Source organism: Streptococcus sp. 68 (assembly GCF_013277415.1).
GTDB lineage: Bacteria > Bacillota > Bacilli > Lactobacillales > Streptococcaceae > Streptococcus.
The window spans coordinates 36,801-50,939 of record NZ_VMMX01000001.1; the positions used below are offsets into that span (position 1 = coordinate 36,801).

The 14,139-nt window shown below is 40.5% G+C and carries 12 protein-coding genes and 1 pseudogene; 8 read left to right on the forward strand and 5 right to left on the reverse strand.

Translation table 11 applies throughout. The annotated features are described in order from the left end of the window. Window positions 1-221: 221 nt before the first annotated feature. From HT720_RS00190 to HT720_RS00210, 5 genes are all read left to right on the forward strand, one after another. Window positions 222-1,694: a peptide MFS transporter gene (locus HT720_RS00190; RefSeq protein WP_173274365.1), complete on the forward strand. Its 1,473-nt coding sequence runs from the start codon at window positions 222-224 to the stop codon at window positions 1,692-1,694. Window positions 1,695-2,065: 371 nt separating this feature from the next. After that, window positions 2,066-2,752 carry an XRE family transcriptional regulator gene (locus tag HT720_RS00195; protein ID WP_173274366.1) on the forward strand — a complete coding sequence of 229 codons (687 nt, stop codon included), beginning with the start codon at window positions 2,066-2,068 and terminating at the stop codon, window positions 2,750-2,752. Between the two features lie 3 nt (window positions 2,753-2,755). After that, window positions 2,756-4,171 carry a Y-family DNA polymerase gene (locus tag HT720_RS00200; RefSeq protein WP_173274367.1) on the forward strand — a complete coding sequence of 472 codons (1,416 nt, stop codon included), beginning with the start codon at window positions 2,756-2,758 and terminating at the stop codon, window positions 4,169-4,171. After that, complete coding sequence (locus HT720_RS00205; RefSeq protein WP_173274368.1) at window positions 4,168-4,530, forward strand: hypothetical protein; 363 nt, start codon at window positions 4,168-4,170, stop codon at window positions 4,528-4,530. Before HT720_RS00200 ends, HT720_RS00205 begins: the two co-directional genes overlap by 4 nt. Then, window positions 4,523-4,813 (forward strand): DUF5960 family protein, encoded by a 291-nt coding sequence (locus HT720_RS00210; RefSeq protein ID WP_173274369.1) that lies wholly within the window; start codon window positions 4,523-4,525, stop codon window positions 4,811-4,813. Before HT720_RS00205 ends, HT720_RS00210 begins: the two co-directional genes overlap by 8 nt. A 145-nt stretch (window positions 4,814-4,958) precedes the next feature. On the opposite strand, the gene HT720_RS00215 is transcribed toward HT720_RS00210, so the two are convergent. Next, window positions 4,959-5,435, reverse strand: coding sequence for a glutathione peroxidase (locus HT720_RS00215; protein WP_173274370.1), 477 nt, complete (start codon window positions 5,433-5,435; stop codon window positions 4,959-4,961). Between the two features lie 181 nt (window positions 5,436-5,616). On the opposite strand from HT720_RS00215, the pseudogene HT720_RS00220 reads away from it, so the two are divergent. Continuing rightward, window positions 5,617-8,816: pseudogene (locus HT720_RS00220) on the forward strand (LPXTG-anchored hyaluronate lyase). 263 nt (window positions 8,817-9,079) lie between these two features. On the opposite strand, the gene HT720_RS00225 reads toward HT720_RS00220, so the two are convergent. From HT720_RS00225 to HT720_RS00240, 4 genes are read right to left on the reverse strand one after another with little or no spacing between them, the layout of a single operon-like run. Then, entirely contained in the window at window positions 9,080-9,709 is a 630-nt protein-coding gene (locus HT720_RS00225) for a bifunctional 4-hydroxy-2-oxoglutarate aldolase/2-dehydro-3-deoxy-phosphogluconate aldolase (protein ID WP_049513598.1), read from the reverse strand. Window positions 9,710-9,718: 9 nt separating this feature from the next. After that, entirely contained in the window at window positions 9,719-10,720 is a 1,002-nt protein-coding gene (locus tag HT720_RS00230; protein ID WP_173274371.1) for a sugar kinase, read from the reverse strand. A gap of 30 nt (window positions 10,721-10,750) precedes the next feature. Continuing rightward, window positions 10,751-11,392, reverse strand: a complete 642-nt coding sequence (locus tag HT720_RS00235; protein ID WP_054363060.1) for an RpiB/LacA/LacB family sugar-phosphate isomerase — start codon at window positions 11,390-11,392, stop codon at window positions 10,751-10,753. An 18-nt stretch (window positions 11,393-11,410) separates the two neighbouring features. Continuing rightward, window positions 11,411-12,226 (reverse strand): gluconate 5-dehydrogenase, encoded by an 816-nt coding sequence (locus tag HT720_RS00240; RefSeq protein WP_050313396.1) that lies wholly within the window; start codon window positions 12,224-12,226, stop codon window positions 11,411-11,413. A gap of 271 nt (window positions 12,227-12,497) precedes the next feature. Between HT720_RS00240 and HT720_RS00245 the strand changes: the two genes are divergently transcribed. Together HT720_RS00245 and HT720_RS00250 are read left to right on the forward strand one after the other, a co-directional pair. Continuing rightward, entirely contained in the window at window positions 12,498-12,932 is a 435-nt protein-coding gene (locus tag HT720_RS00245; RefSeq protein WP_000706828.1) for a PTS sugar transporter subunit IIA, read from the forward strand. Window positions 12,933-12,943: 11 nt separating this feature from the next. Continuing rightward, a complete protein-coding gene (locus HT720_RS00250; RefSeq protein WP_000592923.1) occupies window positions 12,944-14,134 on the forward strand; it encodes a glycoside hydrolase family 88 protein in 1,191 nt (396 codons plus the stop codon). The last annotated feature ends 5 nt before the right edge of the window (window positions 14,135-14,139 follow it).

A 14,139-nucleotide genomic window follows, 5' to 3' on the forward strand; every position in this document is an offset into this window, starting at 1 on the left:
ATTTTTAAACGAAACAAGAGCAAATTTTTAAAGGTGATTTTTCAAAGTAACTTCCATTTGCCTGACCGAAGTGGAAGTTAGTCTGAAATGGATTTTTATGGTGGAATTAAGTATGAGACGTTAGATTTTTTCAGAAAATTTTCTAAAACAAACAGGATTTGTTTGACATTTATTTGAAAATTCTGTAAAATGAATTATTATATCGTTCAAGGAGAATATATATGGAAAAACAGAAAACATTTTTTGGACATCCTATGGGCTTGTCCACCCTCTTCTTTACAGAGATGTGGGAACGCTTTTCTTACTATGGGATGCGAGCTATCCTACTTTACTATATGTACTATAGTGTGCAAGATGGTGGGTTGGGGATGGATAAGACCACGGCTGCATCGGTTATGGCGATTTATGGCTCACTGGTATTTTTGTCCTCGGTTGTCGGTGGTTTTGTCAGTGACCGTATTTTAGGAAGCCGTAAGACTGTCTTTTACGGTGGGATTCTGATTATGCTAGGGCATATTGCTTTGGCAACACCTTTTGGACAAGTGGCTCTCTATCTTTCTATTGCCTTGATTATCTTTGGAACTGGATTTTTAAAACCCAATATCTCAGATATGGTTGGGGGAATTTATGAGAAAGAGGATGATAGACGGGATGCAGGTTTTAGTATCTTTGTCTTTGGTATTAACTTAGGTGCCTTCGTTGCCCCTTATTTAGTAGGTTATCTAGGTCAGGAAGTCAATTTCCATCTAGGTTTCTCATTAGCTGCCATTGGGATGTTCTTTGGTCTGGTGAAGTATGTTTTAGATGGGAAGAAATATCTTCCTGAATCAAGTCTTTACCCCACTGATCCACTTTCACAGAAGGACCAGCAGACCTTGATTAAACGCTTGCTACTTACACTTGTCATGGTTATTCTGGTGATTATAGGCTTAGTCTTTACTCACCAATTTAACGTGGATATGATTGTTAATATCTTTACAGTGATTGCGGTAATCATTCCAATCTACTATTTCTTCAAAATTTTATCTAGTCAGAAAATAACTGCTACTGAGAGATCCCGAGTATTTGCCTACATTCCTTTATTTATCGCTGGAGTACTCTTCTGGTCTATTGAGGAGCAGGGGTCTGTTGTTCTCGCTCTATTTGCGGATGATCAAACTCGACTTTACTTTAATGTATTTGGGAATCAGATTCATTTCCCATCTAGCTTTTTCCAAAGTATCAATCCACTTTTCATTATGATTTATGTGCCGATTTTTGCATGGTTGTGGGGGAAAATGGGTAAAAAGCAACCGTCCTCTTCTAAGAAATTTGCTTACGGTTTATTAGCAGCAGGTTTATCCTTCTTGTGGATGATGTTACCAGGGATGCTCTTTGGGACAGATGTTAAGGTCAGTCCTTTCTGGTTGATTATGAGTTGGGCTATTGTGATTGTGGGGGAGATGTTGATTTCGCCTATTGGTCTATCAGTCACTACTAAGCTAGCACCAAAATCCTTCCAAGCACAAATGATGTCTATCTGGTTCTTGAGTAACGCTGCTGCCCAAGCTATCAATGCTCAAATTGTAAAATTTTATACAAGCGAAACTGAAGTGGCTTACTATGGAATTGTTGGAGGAATTACGATTGTATTCGGTATTATCTTACTCTTCTACGTTCCACGTATTGAAAAACTAATGTCTGGTATCAAATAGAGAAAAACTGGAATTTCTGTAAGAATTCTAAAAGTTAGAGCAATTATTCATTCAAAGGATTTAGTTCTGTATTGTATAGGGCTAGGTCCTTTTAGTTTGATTAATACTCTTCGAAAATCAAATTCAAACCGCGTCAACGTCGCCTTGCCGTACTCAAGTACAGCCTGCGGCTAGTTTCCTAGTTTGCTCTTTGATTTTCATTGAGTATAAAACTCACGATGTTTCTGCTTTTCCTAGTGGACATTTGTCTACTTTTTTTATACAATAAAACTAAACCATGTTGGTTGAGTCCTAAAAATCTGGATTCAAGCATCGATTAGTCTTTCTAAGGGAGATAATGTCCATTAAATCATCATAATAGGAGGTGAAGTATGTATCAGCCAGAAAAATTAAAGGCTCGGAGGAAAGAGTTAAAACTAACACAAAAGGAAATTGCAGAGCAACTTGGGATTAGCTTTCAGGCTTACTCAGCTTGGGAACGTGGAGTCAAGGAACCGTCCAAGGAGAAGGTATTCCAGCTAGAGAATATTTTAAAAGTACCAAAAGGATATTTTACTCAGATCGAGATTGTCCGTCTCTACCATAGCCTCTCCAAGCAAGGGCAGGAGAAGGTTGTTCTCTATGCTCGCAACCTATCTCAAGAGGAGCAAGCCCAAAAAGTAACAGCTATTCCAGAGCGTCTCTACGAGTACCGTGTTTATGAACGCATGTCAGCAGGGATTGGGGCTTCGGTCTACGATGATCAGAATTTTGATACGGTTTACTTTAATGAGGAGTTGGCCCATGATTTTGCGTCATGGGTGTCTGGGGACTCCATGGAACCTAAATACCAAAATGGTTCAGTAGCTCTGATTCGAGAGACAGGATTTGACTATGACGGGGCGGTTTATGCAGTGGTTTGCAACAACCAGACCTATATCAAACGGGTCTATCGAGAGGAGAATGGATTGCGTCTGGTCTCTATCAATCCTAAATACAAGGATATTTTCATCTCCTATGAGGAAGATCATCGGATTGTGGGGATTATCGTTGGGAACTTTGTGCCGATGGAGGGCTAGCCAATGGGCTACTTTGATTATTCTAGAGAGCCCAAAAGTGATATTGCCTTTGTCGATATGAAATCCTTTTATGCCAGTGTTGAGTGCGTGAAAAGGGGCTTACATCCGCTGAAAACCTCGCTTTGTGTCATGAGTCGCGCGGATAATTCAACTGGTCTTATTCTAGCCTCCTCTCCCCTGTTTAAGAAGATTTTTGGCAAGTCAAATGTTGGTCGGGCCTATGATCTGCCCTTTGATATCAAAACGCGAAAATTTTCTTATTACAATGCTCGAAAGCAAGGGTTACCGACCGACTCAGACTATGTTCGCTACATCGAAGATTGGGCTCAAGTGACCTTGATTGTGCCACCTAGGATGGATGAATATATAGCAGTCAATATGGAAATCCAGCGAATCTTTCAAAACTATGGCAGTCCAGATGATATTTATCCCTACTCTATCGATGAGGGCTTTATTGACCTGACTAGTTCGCTAAACTATTTCATCCCAGATAAGAGTCTCTCTCGTAAAGACAAGTTGGATTTGCTATCTGCTCGTATTCAGAGGGATATTTGGAGGCAGACAGGGATCTACTCTACAGTGGGCATGTCAAATGCCAATCCTTTAATGGCCAAGTTGGCTCTGGATAATGAGGCCAAGCACACTCCGACCATGAGGGCCAACTGGTCTTACCAGGATGTGGAAGAGAAGGTCTGGGCAATCCCTAAGATGACGGATTTTTGGGGGATTGGCAGGCGGATGGAGAAACGCTTGCATGCTCTGGGGATTTTTTCCATCAAGGAATTGGCAACCAGCAATCCTGACCAGCTAAAGAAAGTTCTGGGTCAGTCTGGCTTGCGTTTGTGGTTTCATGCTAACGGGATTGATGAGAGCAATGTTCATAAGCCCTATAAAGCCAAATCCAAGGGCTTGGGGAATTCTCAAATCTTGCCGAGAGACTACGTGAAGCTACGGGATATTGAAATTATTCTCCGAGAAATGGCAGAGCAGGTAGCTATTAGACTGAGAAGGTCTGGCAAGAAAACAACCCTTGTCTCTATCTATGTCGGTTTCTCTAAACAGGAAGTTAGGCCGTCTATTCACACACAAATAAAGATCGAACCGACCAATAATACAGCTGTCTTAACGAATTATGTTTTGAAGTTATTTCATAACAAATACACTTCTGGAGCAGTCAGAAGTGTCGGAGTTAACTATTCAGGCTTTGTAGACGAGTCCTTTGGATTGATTTCCCTCTTTAATGATGTTGACAAGTTAGAAAAAGAAGAAAGGCTCCAGACGGCCATTGACTCGATTCGGGAACAATTTGGTTTCACTTCCCTTTTAAGAGCCAATGCACTGGAAGAAGCCTCTAGGAGTCTTGCCAGAAGCAAGCTGATTGGGGGACATTCTGCTGGAGGATTAGATGGATTAAAATGATTGATCGTTTTTACTTACCCTTTCAATCCGCGCGAGATTATCAAGATCCAGGTATGCAGAAGTGGATGGGATTTTACCTTTCAGAACACACCGGTTCGCTCAGTGAAGAAAAAAATCGGGTTGATTTTTCGACGGATTTGAACCCAGTTGAGAAGTTGCACTTGCTGTCTCAGCTTTATGTTGGCCAACTGAAGGGAAGTTTTGTAGTCAAGGAAAAGAGGCAGAAGGCGACTATCATCGGTGAGGTGAGGGAGTTATCACATCAGACTCTATCTATTAGGACAAATGAGGGATATAGATCGATAGAGCTAGAAGATATCCTAGAAATTCGGCTGTGGGAGGAGGGAGTTTATGACTAGAAAAGAGCTGTATGAAAACAAACTACAGATGGATTATTTTTCAGATGACTATATTCGTTTTGAAGAGGATTTTCAAAAATACTCCGCCATGAACGTGCCCTTGACTTTTTTGATTGATGACATCCTACGAACCATGGCGATGAATCAGAAAAACTACTTTGTCTTAAATAAGGAAAATGCCAAGGATGGTCGGGAGCATAGCTTTTATTTTAGGGTGGTAACGGAAAAAGAGTGTCCTAGAAATAGGACCTATGTATATGCTGGGGTTAAAAATAGTGTTTAGTAGTGAATTGTCTGCTATGAATGTATCATTTTTACAACACTTCATGTTTCATATCATGGAGTGTTTTTCTATTTAAGTCAAAGCCAATCAAAAAATCCCACTATTCTTAGGCTAAAAGAAACCTAATCATAGTGAAATTGTGAAATTATAGTAGGGTTTGTATGGCCTCTTCAATTTGTTTTGGGTTTGTTTTTGAAGAGAAGCGTTCAAAGACCTGCCCATCACGACCGATGAGAAATTTAGTGAAATTCCATTCGATTCGTTTACCTAGTGGGCCAGATTTCTGGTCTTTCAACCAAACATAGAGGGGATCTGCCTCCTTACCGTTGACCTTGATCTTGGCAAAACGTGGGAAGGTGGTCTGATAATGTAGGCTACAGAAGGTGTTGATTTCCTCTGCGCTGCCTGGTGCTTGTCCCATAAACTGATTGCAAGGGAAGTCTAAAATCTCAAAACCTTGTTCTTGATAGCGATCATAGAGTTCTTGGAGACCTTGGTACTGGGGCGTTAAACCGCATCCAGTAGCAGTGTTGACAACCAAGAGAACTTTCTCACTATAGCTCTCCAAGGGAGTTGATTGGTTGTTTTGGTCTAAAACGGAAAAATCATAAAGTGAAGTCATGAGGGTCTCTTTTCTTTTTCTACATTGTAACAGTTTTTACTTTTTTCGTCGAGTCGGATGGAAGATGTTGTTGAAAAATAGGTTCTTGATATAATAGAAACCGTTTACAAATAGCTTAAAAAATGGTGTGGTTTAATTAAACCGATTTACTTAGTTCCTATTGATTTATTGGAGTGTATACATGCAAACAAAAACAAAGAAACTCATTGTGAGTTTGTCTTCACTTGTTTTATCAGGATTTTTATTATACCATTATCTGACAGTTGGAGCGGAAGAAACGACTACGAATACCATTCAGAAAAGCCAGAAGTTCAGTATCAGCAAAGGGATACAAAAAATTTAGTTGAAAATGGTGATTTTGGTCAGACGGAGGACGGAAGCAGTCCGTGGACAGGAAGCAAAGCTAAGGGGTGGTCAGCTTGGGTAGACCAGAAGAATAGTTCTGCAGATGCCTCAACTCGAGTTATTGAGGCTAAGGATGGGGCTATCACTATCTCAAGCCATGAGAAATTAAGGGCAGTGATTCACCGTATGGTCCCTATTGAAGCTAAGAAAAAGTACAAACTGCGTTTCAAGATTAAAACAGATAATAAAGTCGGGATTGCTAAGGTTCGTATCATTGAGGAAAGTGGTAAGGACAAGCAATTGTGGAATTTTGCAACGACGTCAGGAACAAAGGACTGGCAGACCATTGAAGCAGACTATAGCCCGACTTTAGATGTTGATAAAATCAAGCTGGAGTTATTCTATGAAACGGGAACTGGGACTATTTCTTTTAAGGATATTGAGCTGGTAGAGGTAGCAGACCAGCCTTCTGAGGATTCTCAAACAGATAAACAGCTCGAGGAAAAGATTGATTTACCAATTGGGAAAAAACATGTCTTCGCTCTTGCAGACTATACTTATAAGGTAGAAAATCCTGATTTTGCTTCAGTCAAAAATGGAATTTTAGAACCTCTTAAGGAAGGGACAACCAATGTCATTGTCAGTAAAGATGGCAAGGAGGTGAAAAAGATTCCTTTGAAGATTCTAGCCTCTGTTAAGGATGCATACACAGCCCGTTTGGATGACTGGAATGGTATCATCGCTGGGAATCAATACTATGATTCTAAAAATGAACAGATGGCCAAATTAAACCAGGAACTGGAAGGAAAGGTGGCTGATAGCCTATCCAGTATTTCAAGTCAGGCGGGCTGCACCTATTTGTGGGAAAAATTTTCAAATTATAAAACGTCTGCGAATCTAACTGCTACTTATCGGAAATTGGAGGAGATGGCCAAGCAAGTGACCAATCCTTCTTCTCGTTATTATCAGGATGAAACCGTTATTCGAACAGTTAGGGATTCCATGGAATGGATGCATAAACATGTCTACAGTAGTGAAAAAAGCATTGTTGGAAATTGGTGGGATTATGAAATCGGTACACCTCGTGCCATCAACAATACCTTGTCTCTGATGAAAGAATACTTCTCTGATGAGGACATTAAAAAATATACAGATGTGATTGAAAAATTTGCGCCAGATCCCGAACATTTCCGAAAGACGATTGATAACCCATTTAAGGCCCTAGGTGGAAACTTAGTGGATATGGGAAGGGTAAAAGTAATAGCTGGTTTACTGCGTAAGGATGACCAAGAAATTTCTTCTACCATTCGTTCGATTGAGCAAGTGTTCAAGTTGGTAGACCAAGGTGAAGGTTTTTATCAAGATGGATTCTATATTGACCACACCAATGTTGCCTATACGGGTGCTTATGGGGATGTCTTGATTGATGGCCTGTCTCAACTGTTGCCAGTCATTCAAAAGACCAAGAGCCCAATCAATAAAGATAAAATGCAAACTATGTACCACTGGATTGATAAATCGTTTGCCCCTTTGCTGGTGAATGGAGAGCTGATGGATATGAGTCGTGGACGCTCGATCAGTCGTGCAAATTGCGAGGGGCACGTGGCCGTAGTAGAAGTGCTAAGAGGGATTCACCGGATAGCGGATATGTCTGAAGGAGAAACCAAACAACGTTTGCAGAGTTTTGTGAAGACCATTGTCCAATCGGATAGTTATTATGATGTCTTTAAGAATTTGAAGACTTATAAGGATATCAGTTTGATGCAATCTTTGTTAAGCGATGCTGGAGTCGCAAGTGTTCCAAGAACCAGTTACCTATCTGCCTTTAATAAGATGGATAAAACAGCTATGTACAATGCGGAGAAAGGGTTTGGATTTGGCTTGTCACTCTTTTCCAGTCGTATCTTGAATTACGAACACATGAACAAGGAAAACAAACGTGGTTGGTATACGAGTGATGGGATGTTCTATCTTTACAATGGCGATTTGAGTCACTATAGCGATGGCTACTGGCCAACAGTTAATTCATATAAGATGCCTGGTGCGACAGGAACAGATGCTAAGAGATCGGATAGTGATACAGGTAAAGTTCTACCGTCTGCTTTCGTTGGAACGAGCAAACTAGATGAGGCCAATGCGACAGCAACCATGGATCTCACTAACTGGAATCAAACACTGACTGCTCATAAGAGCTGGTTTATGCTGAAGGATAAGATCGCCTTTTTAGGAAGCAATATCCAAAACACTTCAACAGATACTGCTGCAACTACAATTGACCAGAGAAAACTGGAATCAAGTGATCCATATAAAGTCTATGTCAATGATAAAGAAGCCTCCCTCACGGAACAAGAAAAGGATTATCCTGAAACCCAAAGTGTCTTCTTAGAATCGTCCGATTCGAAAAAGAATATTGGTTACTTTTTCTTTAAGAAGAGTTCAATCAGTATGAGTAAGGCTGTCCAAAAGGGATCTTGGAAGGATATCAATGAAGGACAGTCAGACAAGGAAGTTGAAAATGAATTTCTTACGATTAGTCAGGCTCATAAGTAAAATGGGGATTCTTATGGCTATATGCTCATCCCTAACGTGGATCGTGCCACCTTCAATCAAATGGTAAAAGAGTTAGAAAGTAGTCTCATCGATAACAATGAGATCCTTCAGTCTGTTTATGATGCCAAACAAGGAGTTTGGGGCATTGTGAAATATGATGATTCTGTCTCTACTATTTCCAACCAATTCCAAGTCTTGAAACGTGGGGTCTATACGATTCGAAAAGAAGGGGATGACTATAAGGTTGCCTACTACAATCCTGAAACCCAGGAATCAGCTCCAGATCAGGAAGTCTTTAAAAAGTTAGAACAAGCAGCTCAACCACAAACTCAGGATTCAAAAGAAAAGGAAAAATCTGAAGAAGAAAAGAACCATTCGGATCAAAAGAATTTCCCTCAGACAGGAGAAGGTCAGTCAATCTTGGCAAGTCTAGGGCTCTTGCTACTTGGGGCGACTTATCTATTCCGTAGAGGAAAGAATAACTGATTTGTTCATCATCTAAGATGAATCACATGAAACTGTGGAAAATAGAAAAAATCCGAAGAAAGTCAAACATCTTCGGATTTTTCTTTTAAAAAGAGTTTGGAACAAAAAGATTTTGATTTTAGAAATTCTTTATTATAAATTTTAAAAATCGATAGATTAGACAAAAAAGCGAACAATACAGAATTCTGAGTGTCAGATAACTCGTTTTGTTCGCTTTTTATATTTAAGGTTAGACTTTTGTCCCAGACTATTTTCACTTCATTTTATCTGAGTGTAACATACTGTTGGGCAATCTCGCTAATGCGGTCAAAGTCGCCTTGGGAAGCGAGTTTATTGAGTTCGCCACCAATTCCAACGGCGTCTGCACCAGCAGCGAACCATTGAGGAATGTTGTTTAGGCCGACTCCTCCGGTTACCATTACGGAAACTTGTGGGATCGGTGCCTTGACTGCAGAGATATATGCTGGACTGAGAGCACTACCTGGGAAGAGTTTAATGATTTCACTACCGGCTTCAAGTGCAGTCGTTATCTCTGTGAGAGTAATACAGCCTGGAATGTACGGAGTGCTATAGAGATTGCACATTTTTGCAGTTTCAGCATGGAAAGATGGAGAAACAACGTAATTTGCTCCGGCTAGAATAGCATCTCTAGCAGTTACGGCATCAATCACAGTACCTGCACCGATACAAACACTTTGATCGTCCTGATACAAGTCTACAAGTTCCTTGATGATTTGCCCTGCATACTGATTGGTATAGGCGATTTCAATAGCTTTGATACCTCCCTTGATACAAGCAATCGAGGCTTGCAGTCCTTCTTCCTTTGTATTTCCTCGAATAACAGCGACAATTTTTTGTTTTTTTAGTTCAATAATCGTATCTGATTTGGTCATGTAATTCTCCTAACGAATGATATCTTGTGCATTTGCCAGTAATTTTTCAATACTAGTTTCGGAAGTGGAGAGATGGTCTCCTGGAAGAGTACATTTGAGAGTTGCGCTCGCAACTGCAAAGTCAATGGTAGTTTTTAAGGAGGAATGATGGAGTAGTTGATAAAGGGCACCAGATATAAAGGCATCCCCGCTACCAACTCGTTGATAGACTGCAGTTTTTAGTTGGACAGACTCTTCAAATCGTTCTCCCAGAGCATAGGCCTGATAGACATTTTTGTCTTGTTCATCACTAGAGCGGAGGGTATGGAAAATGGCCTTGAAACCATAGGCTTCTTTTAATTGTCGCATGCGATTTTCCACCTCTTTTAGGCTGGCTCTGTCTCTTGGGAACATCTCTAGATTTTGGTCATCAATCATGAGAGGATCAATACCAAAGCAATAGTCAGCGAAACGTGCAAACTTAGAAAATTCATACTTGGCTTCTAGGACTGAAATCATCTTTGTTCTCAGATTGAGATCCATTGAAACGATAATCCCTCGGCGCTTGGCTTCTTCCAAGAGTAGGAGAAGGAGCGTACGAACCTCTTGACCGATAGCTACAGTGATTCCACTAAAATGAAAATGGCTAATCCCCTGAAAGAGAGAATCCATATCTAGCATGTTTGGCCGAATCTGGCTGATACTCGTATGCTTACGATCGTAGAAAACTTCACTTTGACGACAACCAAAGCCGTTCTCCAAAAAGTAGAGGCCGATTCGATTGCCAAGCCGACAGATTGAACTGGTATCGATTTGGTGCTGTTTCAAGAATGTGAGAAAACGATCTCCAATCTCGTTGTCAGGTAGTGCGGTAAAGACTTTCGTTGAGATACCCAGGGCCTGCAAATTACAAGCGATGTTAATTTCTGATCCGCCAAAATAAGTCGAACTGGCAACATGATCGCCGATACTGGTGGCATCTAATGGTGAGATTCGAATTAATGGTTCGCCAAACAGTAATATTTTCATCATCCATTAGTTCCTTTCTGGTTTAGAATAGCTTTACTTGGCTAATACTTCTTTTAAATAAGCAGCGACTTCATCATCTTGGCAGTTTTCAAAGAAGTATTCTTGGAAGTATTTGCCAGAGATGGTGTCTTTGAGGAAGTCTTGGTCGATTGTTTTAAGGATGGTCATCAAATCATTGTGGGTGATTTGTTTCACCTCGTTTAAGATACGAGCGTTGCGTTGTTCAGGGACTACACGTTCTCTTGGGTAGCCACCGCCCATTTCTTCAGCAAATAAGCGTTCAAACATTAATTTGAGGGTCAGTTCTGCCCCCCAGCCAAATCCTTTGGCATAAGGGATAGACAAGGCGTTACCACCATTGATTTGAGAATAAAGGTAAGCGTCAGTTGGGTCCACTGCTAGACCACAGACAACACCAGGGAAGCTGTTTAAAGCAAGCATAGCTCCTACACCCGTACCACAGCCGGTAACAACAAAGTCGACTGCTTTTGTATTTAAAAGGATGGCAGCCATTAGGCCGTTTTGTACGTATGTTAATGGGGTTTCACCTTCTTCTCCACGCATACCATAGTTAAATAATTGGTAGCCTTTTTTATTTGTCGCTTCTTTTAGACTATCATAAATAATGTGATTCTTACTAGCTTGACTATTTTCATTGATTAATGCGATTTTCATAAGATCCTCTTTCTATTTTTACTCAGGTTGTTTTCCGATGTAGGCTAAGATACCGCCATCTACATATAGGATGTGGCCATTGACAAAGTCGCTAGCGTCACTAGCGAGAAAGACAGCAGGGCCCATTAAATCTTCAGGATTTCCCCAACGTGCAGCAGGTGTTTTTGAAATGATGAACTGGTCGAATGGATGACGAGAACCATCTTCTTGCAACTCACGAAGAGGTGCTGTTTGAGGAGTGGCAATATAACCCGGTCCGATTCCGTTACATTGGATATTGGCTCCACCGTATTCAGACGCAATGTTGCGGGTCAACATTTTCAAGCCGCCTTTAGCGGCAGCATAAGCGCTAACCGTTTCACGTCCCAGTTCGCTCATCATCGAGCAAATATTGATAATCTTTCCATGCCCTTTCTTTATCATAGAAGGAATGACTGCTTTTGAAACGATAAATGGTGCGTTTAAGTCAATATCGATGACCTTACGGAAATCAGCGGCGCTCATTTCGCACATTGGAACGCGGCGGATAATACCAGCGTTATTAACGAGGATGTCAATGACACCAACCTCTTGTTCGATTTGCTTGACCATGGCTTGGATACCGTCCTCGTCTGTCACGTCACAGACATACCCATGGGCTTCGATGCCAACTTCACGATAAGCTTCAATCCCTTTATTGACCAGGTCTTGATTGATATCATTAAAGACAATAGTAGCGCCGACCTCAGCGTAGGATTTGGCAATAGCAAATCCAATTCCATAAGAAGCGCCGGTGATGAGAGCAATTTTTCCTTTTAAAGAAAACTGCTCAATTGAGAATGATGTATTTGTCATTTGATACTTCCTTTCAAATTTGTTAAGACTTCTCTATAACCAAATTATATTCTAGTAAACCGGTTTTGTCAATAATTAAATATTTTTATTTCTGAAAATCTTTGTTTTCCTAAAAAAACGGAAGATTTTGAAGTTTCTGTCTATTGTAATGGTTAAATAAGCAATGAAAGCGCTAATATTTTTTTGAAAAAACTATTGACAAGATAAAAATAAAGGTCTACAATGTAAAATATAGAGTAAACCGGTAAACTCAAAAAAGAAAGGAGAAAAGATGAAAATTGTACTTGTAGGGCATGGACATTTTGCCACAGGGATTTATAGTTCTTTACAATTGATTGCAGGCAATCAAGAAAATGTGGAGGCGATTGACTTTGTGGAAGGAATGTCAGCAGATGAACTCAAGCAAAAAATCTTACTTGCAATTTCAAATGAAGAAGAAGTTTTAATCCTAAGTGATCTCTTGGGAGGATCGCCATTCAAGGTTTCTTCTACCATAATGGGAGAAAATCCAGCCAAAACAATGAATGTTCTCTCGGGTTTGAACTTAGCTATGTTAATGGAAGCAGTCTTTGCTAGAATGACTCATAGCTTTGATGAGGTTGTTAATAAATCAGTAGTGGCGGCTCAGGGCGGAGTCGTAAATGGTAAAGAATTGTTTTCAACGGATGCAGAGGAAGAGGAAGAAGATTTCGAATCGGGTATTTAAAGGGTAAAAGAATGATAAAAAAGGTTACGATTGAAGAAATAAAATCGCCTGAGCGCTTCTTAGAAGTACCACTTCTGACGAAAGAAGAAGTCGGCCAGGCAATCGATAAGGTTATTCGGCAGTTAGAACTCAACCTTGACTATTTCAAGGAAGATTTCCCGACGCCAGCTACCTTTGATAATGTCTATCCAATCATGGATAATACGGAATGGACCAATGGTTTCTGGACAGGAGAACTGTGGTTGGCTTATGAATACAGTCAACAGGATGAATTTAAAAACATCGCTCATAAAAATGTTCTTTCTTTCCTGGATCGTGTCAATAAGAGAGTAGAATTGGATCACCATGATCTCGGCTTCTTGTACACACCGTCTTGTATGGCTGAATATAAGATAAATGGAGATGGAGAGGCCAGAGAGGCAGCCTTGAAAGCTGCAGATAAGTTGATTGAACGCTATCAAGAAAAAGGTGGTTTTATTCAAGCTTGGGGAGACTTGGGCAAGAAAGAGCATTACCGTTTGATTATCGACTGCTTGCTCAACATCCAACTCTTATTCTTTGCTTATCAAGAAACAGGCGATCAAAAATACTACGATATTGCAGAAAGCCATTTCTATGTTTCAGCTAATAATGTAATCCGTGATGACGCTTCGTCCTTCCACACCTTCTACTTTGATCCTGAGACAGGTCAACCCCTTAAAGGTGTAACGAGACAAGGGTATAGTGATGATTCATGCTGGGCACGTGGTCAATCATGGGGAGTCTATGGTATTCCTTTGACTTATCGTCACCTGAAAGACGAGTCCTGCTTTGACTTGTTTAAGGGTGTAACCAATTATTTCTTGAATCGTCTGCCAAAAGATCATGTTTCTTATTGGGATTTGATTTTTAATGATGGTAGTGATCAATCACGAGATTCTTCAGCAACAGCTATCGCTGTCTGTGGGATTCATGAAATGCTAAAACATCTCCCAGAGGTGGATGCTGACAAAGATATTTATAAACATGCTATGCATGCCATGCTTCGTTCTTTGATCGAACATTATGCAAATGATCAATTTACCCCTGGTGGGACAAGTCTCCTCCACGGTGTGTACTCATGGCATTCAGGTAAAGGAGTGGACGAAGGCAATATCTGGGGTGACTACTATTACCTAGAAGCCCTTATCCGTTTCTACAAGGATTGGAACCTATATTGGTAGGAGGA